11 protein-coding genes are annotated in these 15,107 nt (G+C 69.2%); 7 read left to right on the plus strand and 4 right to left on the minus strand.

Annotation, left to right across the window (positions count from 1 at the left end):
• Positions 1-120 precede the first annotated feature (120 nt).
• Positions 121-3,957: a S8 family serine peptidase gene (locus tag ACFZDK_RS46165; protein ID WP_390982562.1), complete on the minus strand. Its 3,837-nt coding sequence runs from the start codon at positions 3,955-3,957 to the stop codon at positions 121-123.
• Between the two features lie 429 nt (positions 3,958-4,386).
• Here ACFZDK_RS46165 and ACFZDK_RS46170 point away from each other — a divergent pair, with 429 nt between their 5' ends.
• Positions 4,387-5,124, plus strand: coding sequence for a hypothetical protein (locus ACFZDK_RS46170; RefSeq protein ID WP_390982564.1), 738 nt, complete (start codon positions 4,387-4,389; stop codon positions 5,122-5,124).
• Between the two features lie 130 nt (positions 5,125-5,254).
• Positions 5,255-6,205, plus strand: coding sequence for an ADP-ribosylglycohydrolase family protein (locus ACFZDK_RS46175; protein ID WP_390982567.1), 951 nt, complete (start codon positions 5,255-5,257; stop codon positions 6,203-6,205).
• A 73-nt stretch (positions 6,206-6,278) separates the two neighbouring features.
• Here the strand turns inward: ACFZDK_RS46175 and ACFZDK_RS46180 are convergent, their stop codons facing one another.
• Positions 6,279-6,467 carry a hypothetical protein gene (locus tag ACFZDK_RS46180; RefSeq protein WP_390982570.1) on the minus strand — a complete coding sequence of 63 codons (189 nt, stop codon included), beginning with the start codon at positions 6,465-6,467 and terminating at the stop codon, positions 6,279-6,281.
• 218 nt (positions 6,468-6,685) lie between these two features.
• On the opposite strand from ACFZDK_RS46180, the gene ACFZDK_RS46185 reads away from it, so the two are divergent.
• The 5 genes from ACFZDK_RS46185 to ACFZDK_RS46205 all read left to right on the plus strand — a co-directional run bounded on the left by ACFZDK_RS46185 (position 6,686) and on the right by ACFZDK_RS46205 (position 12,610).
• The gene (locus tag ACFZDK_RS46185; protein ID WP_390982572.1) at positions 6,686-7,267 is read left to right on the plus strand and encodes a hypothetical protein; all 582 of its coding nucleotides are present in this window, start codon (positions 6,686-6,688) and stop codon (positions 7,265-7,267) included.
• Between the two features lie 369 nt (positions 7,268-7,636).
• Positions 7,637-8,212, plus strand: a complete 576-nt coding sequence (locus ACFZDK_RS46190; RefSeq protein WP_390982575.1) for an IS607 family transposase — start codon at positions 7,637-7,639, stop codon at positions 8,210-8,212.
• Positions 8,209-9,660, plus strand: a complete 1,452-nt coding sequence (gene tnpB / locus ACFZDK_RS46195) for an IS607 family element RNA-guided endonuclease TnpB (RefSeq protein WP_390982578.1) — start codon at positions 8,209-8,211, stop codon at positions 9,658-9,660. The genes ACFZDK_RS46190 and tnpB overlap by 4 nt, the downstream gene beginning before the upstream one ends.
• Before the next feature lie 449 nt (positions 9,661-10,109).
• The gene (locus ACFZDK_RS46200) at positions 10,110-11,231 is read left to right on the plus strand and encodes an exonuclease domain-containing protein (protein WP_390982581.1); all 1,122 of its coding nucleotides are present in this window, start codon (positions 10,110-10,112) and stop codon (positions 11,229-11,231) included.
• Positions 11,232-11,470: 239 nt separating this feature from the next.
• Positions 11,471-12,610 carry a hypothetical protein gene (locus ACFZDK_RS46205; RefSeq protein ID WP_390982583.1) on the plus strand — a complete coding sequence of 380 codons (1,140 nt, stop codon included), beginning with the start codon at positions 11,471-11,473 and terminating at the stop codon, positions 12,608-12,610.
• Between the two features lie 589 nt (positions 12,611-13,199).
• On the opposite strand, the gene ACFZDK_RS46210 is transcribed toward ACFZDK_RS46205, so the two are convergent.
• Both ACFZDK_RS46210 and ACFZDK_RS46215 read right to left on the minus strand, forming a co-directional pair.
• Positions 13,200-13,736 (minus strand): nuclear transport factor 2 family protein, encoded by a 537-nt coding sequence (locus tag ACFZDK_RS46210; protein ID WP_390982586.1) that lies wholly within the window; start codon positions 13,734-13,736, stop codon positions 13,200-13,202.
• Between the two features lie 83 nt (positions 13,737-13,819).
• Positions 13,820-14,812, minus strand: coding sequence for a WYL domain-containing protein (locus tag ACFZDK_RS46215; RefSeq protein WP_390982589.1), 993 nt, complete (start codon positions 14,810-14,812; stop codon positions 13,820-13,822).
• Positions 14,813-15,107 lie beyond the last annotated feature (295 nt).

The raw sequence follows: 15,107 nt of genomic DNA on the forward strand, positions 1-15,107 counted from the left end.
CCGGCCCGCCCCCCCCCCCCCCCCCCCCGGCGGCCCCCCCCCCCCCCCCGGGGGGGGGGGGGCCCGGGGGGGGGGGGCCCCCGGGCCCCCCGCCGCTTCCCGTTCCGCTGCCTCACCGGGTCAGTGCCGCGTGGCGGAGCCCCGGTGGAGGTAGGCGCGGTCGATCGTCTGCCGGACGCTGTGCCCGGCGTCGTCCGCCGCTGTGACCCGCAGTGTGACACAGGCGTCGCCGCGCACCCGGGACGGCCGTTCGACGGTCGCGGTGAAATGTCCGCCCGTTCCCTTTCCGGGAGTTGCGGAGGTCCGCGCCGTCACCCAGGTCCTGCCGTCGTCGTAGGACGTCTGCACCGTGAGCCTCGTGCCGTGCGGGGCCGGCAGGCCGTCGGGCATGCGGACGTCGAACCCCAGCGTGTGGGTGCGCTGCGGGCCGACGGCGTTCTCCGCGTCGACGGGAACCGAGTAGTCGACCTGGAGCAGCGGAAGCAGCGCGGGGCTCGTGGTGGTGTCCGAGCCGAAGGACCACGAGGTCTCGGTTCGCGTGCCGAAGCGCCAGTCGTCCGAGTCGCGTCCCGTCGTCAGATCCAGCCGGTAGCCGGCCCGCCCCGCCGGCACCTCGAAGGTGCCCCACGCGCCGGTGTCGGAATGGGCGACCGGCTGTCCGTCCCGGTACAGGTCGGCGACCGCGGTGTCGCCCGTGCCGGACGCGCGGGTGCCGACGCCGCCGAGGCTGTCGCTCTCCGCGAAGGACCAGTGTCCGGCGGCGTCCGTGAAGTCGGGGACGTAGAGGGAGAGAGTGTCGCCGTACCTGGTGGAGGCGGGCCAGCCGGCCACGCCGTGCGGGACGGACGGGCGCACCGGAGCGCTGAACCACCGCTCCGTGGACTGCTGTCCGGCCCGGTAGGTGTGGGTCGCGTCCCGCATGCCGACCTGGAGCGGGAAGTCCTGGTCCAGGATGGTGTCGTGATGGACGACGTGGTTCCAGAGAGTGTCGCCGGCCGTCACGTACTCCACGCGCTCCCGGTCCACCGGCACGTTGCGTGTGTACTGGTTCCAGGCGGTGTCCTGGTAGGGCCGCCAGGCGAAACGCTGTTCACTGGCCCAGTCGGAGGCGCCGGTGCGGGCGTAGGTGGCGTGGACGACCGCGCTCTCGTGTCCGGAGACGGTGTGCACGAGGTGCTGCGGCACGCGCTGACGGGACACCTGCATGACGTCGTAGAGGTAGGGGCTGCGCACCGTGCCGGTGAACCGTATCCGGGTGGCGGTCCGCGCGCTCCGCGTCAGGATCGCGGTGCCGTCCGCGTTGCCCGCGCGCATGACGGGAAGGGCGAGGCGTGTTCCGCTCGGGCTCCAGCGTGTCCACGGATAGAAGTCCTCCGGCATGACGAGCATCAGAGCCTTGGCGCCGGCGTCGGCGGCGGCCCGCGCGAGGGCGGTGTCGTCACCGAAGTCGTAGCGGATCACGGCCAGTCGGCCGCGCACGTGGGCGGCCTTGAGGTCGGCGGCGGTGCCCGTGCCGGCGTCCACGGCGGTCAGCCGGACACCCTTGTCGTCGAACACCGGTGACGTCGGCAGGTAGTAGGGAGTGAAGGACCGCGGACTTCCCTGTGCCGTGGCGGTCAGTTGCGGGGCCGTCAGCTGCCAGCGGGAGGCGAACTCGAAGGTGCCGTCCGTGACCTGCGCGGTGGGACTGACGTAGATCCGCTTGGCGATGTCGAAATACATGACGCCCTGGACCAGACCGTTCCCGTCGATCCGACGGTACGTCTGATAGCTGAGCGCGCTGTGCTGTTCGGACGGGCGCGGGGTGCGGATCTTCACTTCCGTCACCTTCGATGCGTCGAGGGTGACGGCCGAGTCCTTGGTGACCCGCACCTGCGGGTCGATCACCTCGCGCAGTTCCTGGCCGTCGGCCGCGTTGTCCAGGGTGCCGAAGCTGACCTGGTAGGTGCCCTCTTCGACGACGGCGACGGCCGGGTCCAGGCTGGTGTACTGGGCGAAGCCGTCGGCTCCCCAGATCGTCGGGGCGGCCTGCGGTATCACCTTGCCGTCGCGGTCCTTGGCGATCACGGTGAGCCGGTGCAGAGGCGCGTGCACGACAAGGGAGAGTGTGGTGTGGGCGAGCGTGGTGCCGTCCGGTCCGGTCGCGGTGGCGTAGCCGTAGTAGGTGCCGCGCGCGGCGTTCGCGCCGTCCGCGAGGACCGGGACGTCCGCCGAGGCCCCGGGGGCGAGAGGGACGGTGTGGGAGCCCAGGGTGATCACGCCGTCGGCGAGGGCGACACCGTTGTCGCGGGTCAGCGAGGCCGACAGCTTGAGGTCGAGAGCGTGGTCGCTTTCGTTGGTGTAGTGGAGGGTCGCCACCTGCCGCGGTCCGCCCGCGTCGGCGGTCTGCAGCGCGGGCAGGGTGACGGAGCCGGTGGCCGTCAGAGCCCCCATGGCCGCGCCGATGTCGATGCGCCCGCCGCCCTGTTCGGTCACCTTGGTGCCGGACACGAGGTGGGCGGTGCTGATGAGCGCGTCCTTCAACTGCGGCCCGCTCCACTCGGGGTGCCGCTGGGCGAGGAGGGCGGCGGCCCCGGCGACGTGCGGTGTGGCCATCGACGTCCCGGACGCGGCCGTGTAGTAGGTGTCCACCGGGGTGCCCATGGCCGTTCCCGAGGCGCGGGCTGCGACGATTCCGACGCCGGGCGCGGTCACGTCGGGCTTCACGGCCTTGTCGCCCAGGCGCGGGCCGCGGCTGGAGAAGGGCGCCAGGGAATCGTCCCGGTCCACGGCACCTACGGTGAGCGCGGCGTCGGCCGCACCGGGCGAACCGATGGTCGACGCGCCCTGGTCACCGGCGTTGCCCGCGGCGACCACGAACAGCGTCTGCCCGGAGGCGGACAGGGTGTCGACGGCCTGGCTCATGGGATCGGTGCCGTCCGTGGGCGCGTCCGAACCCAGGCTCATGTTGACGACCTTGGCGTGCTCTGCAGTCGCCCACTCCATGCCGTCGATGACCTGCGACTCAGAGCCGTACCCGTCGTCGCCCAGCACCTTGCCGATCAGCAGGTCCGCCCGCGGCGCGACCCCGCGCCGGGTACCGGAGGACGCCGCTCCGCTGCCACCGACGATCGACGCGACATGCGTGCCGTGCCCGAAGTGATCGGTCACGCTGCCGCTGTCCGAGAAGTCCCTGGACTCGGCGATCCGGCCGGCCAGGTCCGGGTGGCCGGCGTCCACTCCGGTGTCCAGGACGGCCACCTTGACGCCCTGCCCCTCGAAACCGGCCTTCCAGGCGGCGGGCGCGCCGATCTGCGCCGTGCTGCGGTCCAGCGCCGGTGCCACCCTGCCGTCGAGCCACACCCGGGGGGTCTGCGCGAGCCGGGCCCTGTCCGCGGGGCGCAGAGTCTTCCAGAACGCGCCGAGGTCGTCGTCGTCCACCCGCAGGGCTGTCGCGCCGATGCTCTCCAGCCGGCGCTCTGGCACGGACGCCGTGTTGAACGCGGTGAGCCGGTCCGCGGTCGCCGCCGCTGCCTTGCGGCTCGCCGCCCTTCCGGCCGCCGCGCCGCCCGGCTCGGGGGACACGATCAGCGGGAGCGCCGAGGTGCCGGCCTCGTCGTAGCCCTGGGCGATGAGGGCGGTGACGTCGAACAGGCGCCGGTCCAGCGTCCCGGCGGCGACCAACTCCGCGGCGTCGGACGGGAGTACGGTCATGGTGCCGTCGTCCTGCTCGTACGTGCGGAAGACGATGCCGCGGCGGCCCGGACCGGGTACCACCGAGGCGGTGCGCCGGCCGTCGCTGCCGGGTGTCACCGTCACCCGGTCACCGGTCACCAGCCTTACGGTGGACGCCGGCCCGGCGGCACCCTTGGCCTCGGCCGTGCCGGGGGAGGACACCCGCCCGGAGGCCGACGACAGGCCTCCCGTGGTCAGCACCAGTGTCGTCGATATCGCCGCCGTCAGACGGATCCATGCCATCAGCCACACACCTTTCGTGCAACGCCTGATCACGCGCTGTCCGAAAGAATCTGCCGAGCGGATGAGCATGTCACGACCCCACGATGTCGCGACTGCGACATGTCCCAACTGCGCCACCCGGGCCGGCCGGCGAAGGCCGCGGCCGCCGCTGCGAGGGGCCGGCGTCCCGCAACGCGGCTCGGGCCCTGGCGCGCAGCCAGGCGTGGTGTCCGCCCCGCGTCCGGGGAGGTGTCCCGTACGACGGTCGCCAACTCGGCGCTACGCGGCAATTGTCAAGAGTTGTGGATCGCGTGTGATGCCACTCAGAAGATCGCAGTCCTCGCCTCCAGTTCTGGTCTGAGCCAGCCCCAGTCGGCCAGGCATCGTTGCAGCGCATCGTGGTGCCGGTCCGCCTGGCCAGTGTGAGCTGAGATGCGCTACAAACGGCCCATGAAGTTGATCACGGAGCAGTTCGACGCGCACGAGTGGCCCGACGAGCAGTTGGAAGAGCTGTTCAGCGAGGGATTCCCGGAGTTCATCACCGCTGACCGGCTGGCCAAGCAGTACATAGGCCGGGTCCGGGAGTGGTTCACCGAGCTCAACCTCATGCTGGTCGACGAGCGCGGCGTGCCGGTCGCCGCCGGCTGGGGGATACCGATCCGCTGGGACGGGAGAGCGGAGACGCTGCCCTCGGGCTACACGGACGCCACCATTCGCGCCGTTGAGAACCGCGAACAGGGCATCGAGCCCGACACCCTGGTGATCTGCGGCGCCGTGGTCACACCCTCCCTCAAGGGCCGCGGCCTGGCCGGGGAGACGCTCACTGCGCTGCGGCGACTCGCCGTGGAGCGGAGTTGGCCGCGGGTGATCGCACCGGTCCGCCCAACCTTGAAGTCGCAGTACCCGCTGGCACCTATCGAGTCGTTCATGGGATGGACCCGCCCGGACGGCACATCGCTGGACCCGTGGATCCGTACCCACCAACGTCTCGGCGCGCGCATCATCGCCGCCGCCCCGGCCTCGCAGACGATGACCGGCACGGTCTCCGAGTGGGAGCAGTGGACGGGAATGGCCTTCCCGGAGCCGGGCGACTACGTCATCCCCCAGGGGCTCAGCCTGCTCCACGTCGACAAGGACAGCGATCAGGGCATCTATGTGGAGCCCAACGTGTGGATGCAGCACATGTGACGGACAGTCACGTGTGACTGGCTCGTAGTCGCCCACTTCACGTCGCTTGTGCAGGCGACGATCTGGTTCGGGGAGCCGGAGAAGGAATGGGTTCTCGCGGCCGTCGACGCAACGCAGATAACCTGCGCGAATGAAGCGGATTCAGCGGGCCGCTGGCGCGGTTGTCGGCTCAGCGGTGGGTGACGCTCTGGGCGGCCCCTTCGAGTTCGGTCCCCAGGGCGCATTTTCCGCGCGGTTTCCCGCGCCTGGTGCCGGTGGCGAGATGTGCGGAGGTGGTGGCTGGGACCCCGGCGAGGCCACTGACGACACGCAGATGGCCGTCCTGGTTGCGGAGTCGCTGCTGGAGCGGGGCGGGCTGGATCTGTCGGACATCTTCGCCCGCTTCCAGCGGTGGGCAGCATCAGAGCCGAAGGACATCGGCTTGCAGACCGAAGACGTCCTGACCAACGGCATGCCCTGGGACCTCGCCGCCGCGATCCACTTCCAGGTCAACCAACGAGCAGCGGGAAACGGCTCCTTGATGCGGGCGTCGACCTCCGCAGTCCACTTCGCGGCCGCCGGCCAAGAAGCCACCATGGACGCGGCCCGCCGTATCGCTGCCCTCACCCATGGGGATCGCGCGGCATGGGAAGGCACCGCGATCTTCCACGAGCTCATCCGTGTCACGTTCGAGGACATTGACCCCCTCGCCGCGCTCCCGGACGTGCTGGCTCTTGTCCACTCCGACCACCGCGGCCGCTACGACACCGTCCTCGCGCCCGACTGGCACCCCGATCAGGCGACCGAGTTCAACGGTGCCGTCTGGCCCTGTCTGGGCTCCGCCGTCTGGGCCCTGCGCACCACCGATAGCTTCGAGGACGCGATACGCGCGGCGATCGACCTGGGCGGCGACACGGACACCGTCGCCGCGGTGACCGGAGGCCTCGCGGGGGCGTATTACGGGCTGGACGTGATCCCCGCCCACTGGACCAAGCCGCTCCATGTCCCCCTCCCAGGATTCGACGGACGAGTGCTGTACCTGCCCGACCTGCTCCACCTTGCACACCGCCTCGGAGAGGGGCTGTCGATGAGACGGGTGTGATGGCCCGCGTAAATCCCGGCGGAGCCGTCGTCTCGCATCAGACGATGGCTGATCCAGGTCCCCTGGAGCCTGATCACCCCTGCGGGGTGGGTCGGGGCGTCGGCAGCCCCAGCAGAACCGGGCCGCCGGGCGCTGCCGCGTCGAGTTGGCCGATCTTGGCTTCGGCCCCGGCGAGGCTGACGCGGAGCCCTTCGATCTCGCCGAGCCAGCCTTCCCGGTCGGCCTCAGCGATCCGGTCGAGTGGGTTGTCGCGGATCTCCACGAGCCGACCGCGCTGGGCAGGGTCGGGGCGCAGGAGGGAGCAGCGCGCGCAGGCTTCTCTGAACTTGGCTGCATGGGCATCTGGTTGGTCGTGGCTGGCGGTTGACGTCTTGCGAGGACCGCATCGGCGGCCGGTGTCAGCCAACTCCACCCTTGATCGGCGCAACCGGGAATGACTAGGTTTGCTGCCGACAACGGACGAACAAGCAGGTGGGGAGTATGACGGCATTGGACGAGCTGGTGCAGTTGTTCGGCCCGCCGCCAGCCCGAGAGCTGTCCCCCGACGCCTGGACCGAGGTCGAGGGCTACGTCGGTTCGGCGCTGCCCGGCGACTTCAAGAAGTTCCTTGACGCCTATGGCACCGGGGTGATCTGCGAAGAGCTGGTGGTCTTCCACCCCCGAGGGTCCAGTCCGCTGCTCGCGCGGATGCAGCGGATCAGCGAGTCGTTCGGGCAGTCGTGGCGACGCGACCCGGCCGAGTACCCCTTCCGGTTCCACCCCGAGCCGGGCGGGCTCATCTCCTGGGGATACGACTACTCCGGCGATGAGCACTTCTTCTGGCCGTGCGACCCGGACCCGGACCGTTGGAAGGTGGTCACCAACATCAACGGGACGGACCCCCAAGTCTTCGACGGATCGTTCACCCAGTTTGTGCTTTCCTTCGTCCAGCAACTGCGCGATGTGGAACCGCACCATGGAATCGACCCGGCTGCCTTGGAGTTCCTTGAGCCGGAAGACCTGAACGAGCTGGCAGAACGTGGAGAGATTGGTCCGGTCAAGCCAAGCTTCGAACCGTTCTGATCCGGCTTGCGGCATCGGCATCCATCGCTCGGAATCGAGTGTCGAGACATGTCAGCGTTGGCTCCGCTGCATCGGCGTCGGTAGATCAACTACAGCGCTCGCGGCGGTTCTGGCCACCTGGCCGAGCTTGTCTTCGGCGTCGGCCAGACTGACACGGAGCCCTTCGGCTTCTCCGAGCCAGCCCTCGCGTTGGGCCTCGTCGATCCGGGCGATCAGGTTGCCGCGGATGTCGGTCAGCCGTGACCGTTGGGCTGGATCAGGCCGGAAGAGCGAGCATCTGACACAAGCGTGCTCATGGATACAGGGGGTTGCAACTGCTGCGTGGTTCATCATCGAATTTCAGTCTTTCTCAATTGCTATCTTGGTCGTGTGAAGCTTTCCGAGTGGGCGTCGCGCAACGGCGTGCACTACCAGACCGCGTGGGCGTGGGCGAAAGAGGGCCGTATGCCGGTCCCGGTGCGCCAGACACCGTCCGGTACATGGCTGGTGGACGAGCCCACTCCGCAGATGTCGGGCCGTGTCGTGGCGTACTGCCGGGTCTCGTCGACGGACCAGAAGCCGGACCTTGATCGGCAGGTAGCGCGTGTGGTCCAGGGGGCCACTGGTCTCGGCCTGCCGGTCGCGGAGGTGGTGACCGAGGTCGGTTCAGGTCTCAACGGGCGACGCCGCAAGCTGCACCGGCTCCTGTCCGACCCCCAGGCGGCGGTGATTGTGGTGGAGCATCGTGACCGGCTGGCCCGGTTCGGTGTCGAGCATCTCGAAGCCGTCCTGGCCGCGTCCGGGCGGCGCCTGGTCGTCCTCGATGCGGAGGAGACGACCGACGATCTGGTGCGGGACATCACCGAGGTGCTGACCGCGATGTGCGCGCGCCTGTACGGGCGGCGGGCGGCGAAGAACCGGGCCGCCCGTGCGGTCGCGGTAGCGACCGGCGAGGCCGCCGAATGAAGAGGTTCCAGCCGCAGCCCGGGTTCGTGGTGCAGGCGTACCGGTTCGCGCTCTACCCGACCGCCGCCCAGGAAGCCGCGTTGCGCTCGCACTGCGGTGCCGCGCGTGCCGCGTACAACTGGGCTGTCGCCTGGGTGACCGCCTCGTGGTGGCAGCGCCGTGCGGAGGAGTCGTACGGCATCTTGGAAGATGCGCGGACGCAGTGGCGGCCCTGGTCGCTGCCCTCGCTGCGGAAGGCGTTCAACGAGGCCAAGAAGACCGACCCGAGGTTCTCCGGCTGGTGGGAGGAGAACTCCAAGGAGGCGTACTCCACCGGCCTGGCCAACGCGTCGGCCGCGTTCGACAACTACACCAAGTCGAAGAACGGCAAGCGCAAGGGCCGCAGGATGGGCACGCCCCGGTTCAAGCCGAAGCGGAAAGCACGCCTCGCCTGCCGGTTCACCACCGGCACCATCCGCGTCAACGCTGACGGCCGGCACGTCACGCTGCCCCGGCTCGGCACACTGCGCACCCAGGAGCCCACCGGCAGCCTCCTCACCCGCGTACAGGCCGGGACCGCGCGCATCCTGTCGGCGACCGTCCGGCACGAACGCGGACGCTGGTTGGCCTCGTTCCAGGTGGAGGTCAAGCGTGACCTGGTGAAGGTCACGCGGCCCGATTCGGCGGTGGGCATCGACCTCGGCGTGAAGACGCTCGCGGTCATGGCCGACAGTGCGGGCGAGATCCGCGAGTTCCCCAACCCGAGTCATCTGGATGCCGCGCTGAAGCAGCTGCGCCGCGCCTCCCGCACCGTCTCCCGGCGCCAGGGCCCGGACCGCAGGAGAGGACAGAAGGCGTCGAAACGCTGGGAGAAGGCCAACGCCGCCCGCAACCGCGTGTATCACCGTGTCGCGAACCTCCGCGAGGATGCCCTCCACAAGCTCACCACCGCCGTCACGGCCGAGTACGGCACCGTGGTGGTGGAAGACCTCAACGTCGCCGGGATGCTCCGCAACCGGCGCCTCGCCCGGCGTATCGCCGATGCCGGATTCGGCGAGATCCGCCGCCAGCTGACGTACAAGACCCAGCGCAACGGCTGCCGCATCGTGGCCGCGAACCGCTGGTACCCCTCCTCCAAGACCTGTTCCGGGTGCGGCGCGGTGAAAGCCAAGCTGCCGCTGCACGTCCGGACATTCGAATGCGACGCCTGCGGCCTGGTCATCGACCGGGACGCCAACGCCGCACTCAACCTCGCCGCCCTCGCGGCAGCCGCAGTAACGGGTACCGGAGTGGCCGGAGACCCGGACGTCGTCAAGGCGTCGAAGCCTCGTGGAGCCGACCAGAAGACCCGCACCACCCGCCCCCGCCGCAAGACGGGGACGGGGCGGGCAGGTGGCGCAACCGTGCCGCACCAGCGGCAGACAGAAACGAGAGACCGTACTCAAGCCGAAGCCCTCACGCCTTGGTGACGAGACGGACCTTCCGGGCCGAGATGCCCGGAATGCTGAGAGTCCTCGAGGCTCAAAGCAACGGATCCGAAGGCGCGTGCGCAGGTGCCGATGGACACCTTCCGCTTCTCGAAGTGGGCGAGGAAGGAGTCCCGGCCTGATCTGGTGCGCGCCGCGACGCCAGTTGCTGACGACTGGCACGACCACCACCGACGAAGGGAAGCGACCTGGTGACGAACACGACGATCGGCAGCGCGCGCGAACCCGAGGCCGTTCAACTGCCGGTGTACAAGCGCCGGGAGATCCCTGAAGACCTGCAACACCTGTGTATGACAACGGAGTTGAAGGCTCAGAGGCTGAAGCCAGCCCCGGGGCAGGAGCCGGTAGCGATGCTGCGGGTGTACCGGAGTGGACAGGGGTAGGGGGATTTCCCTCTGTACGACCCCGACCGCGCCGCGAAGATGAAGCCCTTGTCGGCGAAGCAGAAGTCGGCGATGACGGCACGCCGGACGTGCCCGGAATGCAAGGAAGTCGGCAGCGAGGTCGTCCAGACGAGGTGCGCGGCGTGTTGGAAACGGCAGCGCCAGGCGCAGATCGTTCTCCGCGCCCGCACCTGCGTGAACTGCTATCGGATCGCTCAGGCAGTGCACCCGGGGGAGCGGGCCGGGCGCTGCGTGCCGTGCTGGCTGTGGCGGCGGATCCGGGAGCAGACCGCGAAGGAGCGGCCGGCGGTGTGGGCGCGGACATGCCCGGGCCGGGGCTGTCGGGTGGTGACGTCCACCGACGAGGAGATCGAATCAGGGTGTGCGGCGGGAACGTGGCGGGGGCCGCGCTGGTGCCCGCCCTGCGCGGAGAAGGATGAGCGCGAGCGCGCTGAGCAACTGCTCGCGGGCGAGAAGGCCCGGGAGCAAGCCGCGGATGCACGGCGCAGTGAGGAACTCAGTCTGGTCGCGTGGGCGCGGGAGGTCCTGGGGGACCCGAATTCGGTCGTGCTGGATACCGAGACGACGGGCCGGCAGAAGACCGCACGGATTGTCGAGATCAGTGTGCAGGCGGTGTCCGGGGAAGTGCTGCTGGACACGCTCGTGGACCCAGGCGAGCCGATCCCTGTGGAGGCGACGGCGATTGTCGGCATCACCTCAGCCATGGTCCCCGAGGCCGGTGTGCCGGCGTTCACGGGTGTGGTCGACCGCCTGGCCGCCGTGCTGGCCGGCAAACGGGTCGTGCTCTACAACAAGGCCTTCGACGTGGGACGGCTGCGGTACGAGCTGACGCGGTACTACGCCGAGCGCGTGGCCGGGAAGGACGCGCCGACGATCATGGAAACGGGCGACGTGGCGCCGGGGGCGCTGCAGGAGCCGGCCGATGCGACGGCGCAGGCGGCGGTATGGATCGAGAACGTTCGGTTCGAAGACGCGATGGATCCCTATTCCGTATGGGTGGGGGACTGGTCGGACTACTGGGACGACTGCCAGTGGCAACCGCTTCCGGAAGGTGACCATCGGGCACTGGGGGACTGCTGCGCAGTCGTCAAAGCGCTGAGGCGGATGGCAAAAGGCCGTGGGTTCGAGTCCCCCGAAGGCGACTTGTAGCCGAACTCGCAGATGGTGCGCCCGGAACGGTACCGGAGTGGGCTCGGATTCGTCTGAGCTCGCCGAACCGAGGCGCACCTCTGTCGGCGCTGCCGGAACCGCGACCGAGCTGGCGGCATCGGGCTGGGGCGTGGCTGACCGGGGACGAGGACCGCCGAAATCAGGGGCTGTGCGCGTACCGCGCCGTATAGCCTCGTTGTCCGCCGATCATGCGGCGGCCCCGATACAGGGAGGCAGGCATGGCCGACGACAGCCTGACGACATGGGATGAGCTGCTGGCCGGACCGTTCAACATCCACATGGTCACGACCCACAACAGCGTCGTCCTCGCCGCGATGCGGGACACGTTGGATCTGACCGACGAGGCGATCTACCGGGAGATGCGCGCCGATTACTTCCGGCTCACCCGGAACCTCGACGAGTTGGGCATCGCCTACCACGGCCTCGCCAAGGCGCTGGTACCGGATCACCGCCGCAGGGAGATCGCTCTCCTCTTCGACTCCGATGTGGCTTCCCTGAGCTCTGGCGGCTTCTACGGCATACACGTGGCGGAGGCGTGGATAGCAGGCCTGCCGCGACCGCGGAAGGGAGTCCCGGTCAACTCGATCCTGCGCGGCGACATCCTCTACGACTCCGCCGACGGGGTGCAGGCGGCCATGGACCAGAGCGTCGTCTACCAGCAGCCGTTCACAGTCATCCACCCCTCGCAGGTGTACTGCGTATATGTCACGAACCTGTCGAAAGAGCAGGCCAACACGCTCACCGCCAGCGCTGCAGAGCACCCCGCCTACATCGGGTACGCCGACTGCACCGATCGCAGCGCCTTCAAGGAGCTCCTGGGCCTGTCCCTGATGAACTCTGGCCTTCGCGTGGGCGACATGATCCTGGAAGGCGTGGCCGAAAATGGTGCCGCGCCAAACGGCGCGGGGCTGCCGTTTGAAGCACTCGGGTTCACGCCCGCAGCAGTGATCGACACGCAGTTCCTGCCGTTCCTCGGCTACCGCATCAACAGCCACCTCACCGGTATGAACCGCGAGGACAACGACTTGGCGCTCGCCATGCTCAGCCCTGACGCCGCGTTCCTGGAGTCACCCGACATCTGGATGACCCCCGGCCGGTACGGGTACCTCCAGGACGGCAGGCACCGGGACTCCATGGAGCAGGCTGGCCTCCTCCACTTGAGTCAGCCCGAATTGGAGGCCGCGGTCACCAAGCTGGTGGCGCAGGGGCACCTGTACAACCTGCGCCTTAACGAGTACGGCGACCTGCTTTACACGGCGCTGGTCGACATCGAGGCGGAAGGCCGGTACCGGACCTTCACGATCGGACTCCGGTTCAATCCGCGGGACAAGCGCGTCGAGCTGATGACCTTCTTCTGACCCCGTCCTGGACAGGCTCGCTGCGGTCGGGGGTGACTGTCCGGGCTCTGGTCTCGGTACGGGTCTCGTGCGGTCCGCTCTCTCACCCATCCCGGCCGGGTCGCTTTCCGGCCGGAGAATGTCCTCGCGCGGATCGAGCGCGAATCCAGCCGCGTACGGCGCGCAGCCCGCACCCTGCGGCTCCGGCTGCGCCGTCAGCGCAGCAGGGCGTTGTCCTGGTCCTGGTGCGTGCGCGTCGTCCGGCTCCTGGTGAAGGCCGGTGCGTGGGGCTGGCAGTGGCGAGGACGATGGTGTTCGTCGTGGCAACCGCCGAGCTCGTCCTCGGGCGCGTGGCCGAAGCGATGGAACTGTACGTCGTCGCAATCGCGGCCTGGGCGGGCGTGGCCGCAACGCAGTTGTTCTCGCCAGATCCCAAAGGGCCGAAGGGGAGCCTTTGTCCTGCCGGAACGCCCGCTCATCGTTGCCGAGTTGCTCGCCGTGCTCGAACGAATCCTGGGTGCTGCCAGTGTGCGGCGCCGTCCCACCATCAACTCGCGCAGGGAGGCGGCAATAATGAGTGATTGAAGAACACTATGCGTGTGACTTTGACTCAGTTCACGTTTCGCCTTGCTGCTAGAGTTGAGTGAGTTTGAGGTTCAGGGATGGTGAGTGGGTACTCCGGAACAGGCAGCTCTGAGTGCGACGGCAGCCCTGATGCTCTCGCCAGTGTTCCTCGTCTGCAGCAAGTAGGCCCTCGCCTCGGCGGTGCGGCGTCCGTCGTCGTGACCACGACGTTGCCCAGGTGGTGCCGCACCTTTCCGGTCTGGGCCGTGTGCCCGTCACGGATGAACTCGAGCACCGCCGTGCGTCCGGCGACCGGGCCGAGCACTCCCTGTCCGGGCATCGTGAAGGTCCAGGTGGCGTCTTCGGTCAGGACCGTTTCCAGCTCGGGCACATTGAGCTCGTCCAGGGCGTGGGCGGAGTGCGCCACGGCCTGCTGGGGTTCGGCGATCACGAGACCACCGTCAGCCGCAAGGGCGACCCGAATCCGATGATCAGGAATCTCCGGCTGGCGGCCAAGGCCGTCCTGATTGCCCCGCCATCCTGACCGGGACCAGGCCGGGCGATGACCATAGCTGGCACGCATCGTCCGGCCTGAGCTTCACGAGATCGAGGGCCCTGGGGCTCTGCTCGGTCCACCGACGGCTGACGGGGTGGTGCGTTGGGTTCCTACGGCGTCGAACCGGTCCCGGGTCCTGTTGCCGCGGCGCGGGTGTAGCGGGTGGCGAGGTTGGCGAATGCATTGGCCAGTTGGGGTGGGCCAATGACGACGATGTCGGTGTCGAAGCAGCCGAGGGCGGCGGCGAGTCCGGTCCAGGACCAGGAGCCGAGGGTGAGCCGGCAGCGGTGGGGGCCGAGTTCCTCGACGATTCCGTCCTGGGCGAAGGGCGCGACCTCGGCGGCCGGGAGGTGGAGGACGACTTCGCCGCGGCAGGGCCAGTCGGTGGTGGTGCCGTCATTTCCGCGGAACCGGCTGGTGACGAAAGTGGAGACGTTGCCGCCGGGGAGTTCGCGTGGGGTGAAGCGGGGACCGGTGGGTGTGCGGGGGCGGATGCGGTCGGCGCGGAAGGTGCGCCAGTCCTTGCGGTCGAGGTCCCAGGCCACGAGGTACCAGCGGTGACGCCAGGTGACCAGGTGATGGGGCTGCACACGCCGGACGTCACCGGAGGCGCCCGGGTCTGACGTGTAGTCGAATCTCACTTCCTCGCGGGCGTGGATGGCGCGGCTGAGGTCCACCAGGACCTGCGCGCCGGCCTGAAGGGTGTCGTCGGTGGCTGGCGGCTGGACGGCGGTGATGCGCAGCAGGTCGATGCGGTGGCGCAGGCGGGGCGGCATGACCTGGCGGAGGGTGGCCAGGGCGCGGGCGGCGTCCTCGGTGACGGTGGTGTCGGTGGCCGCGCCCTGCAGTGCGAGGGCCAGGGCGACGGCCTGGCCGTCGTCGAAGAGCATGGGCGGCATCTGGGTGCCGGCCTCCAGGCGGTATCCGCCGCCCGGTCCCTTGACCGTGCTGATCAGGTAGCCGAGTTCGCGCAGGCGGTCGATGTCACGGCGCACGGTGCGCACGGTGATGACAAGGCGCTCGGCGAGATCCTCGCCCGACCAGTCCCGGTGCGTCTGAAGCAGCGAGAGCAGCGAGAGCAGCCGGGACGACGTTTTCTGCATGCAGCCCATCCTCACCGAAGTACAGGACCCGCCCTGTCCTCTACCTCCGACAAAGTGGCCTGCGAACCGTCCTGGAAGCGCATAGCTCCCGGTCAGGCCGCCGGCATTGCGGCGCGCCGATCACGCTGCGGCGCTTCAGTGTCTGGGATGCCGACGACGTAGGCGCCGGTGTCTTTTGCTCGGGCCAGGCGGATGGGGATTGTCGGCGACGGCTGAAAAGTGGTTCTGGATCACTTTTGGTGCCGGAGCAACGGAGGGTCACCACCTCCGCGATCATGAGCGGTCGTGACCCACG

It is taken from the genome of Streptomyces sp. NPDC007901, from assembly GCF_042959465.1.
GTDB lineage: Bacteria > Actinomycetota > Actinomycetes > Streptomycetales > Streptomycetaceae > Streptomyces.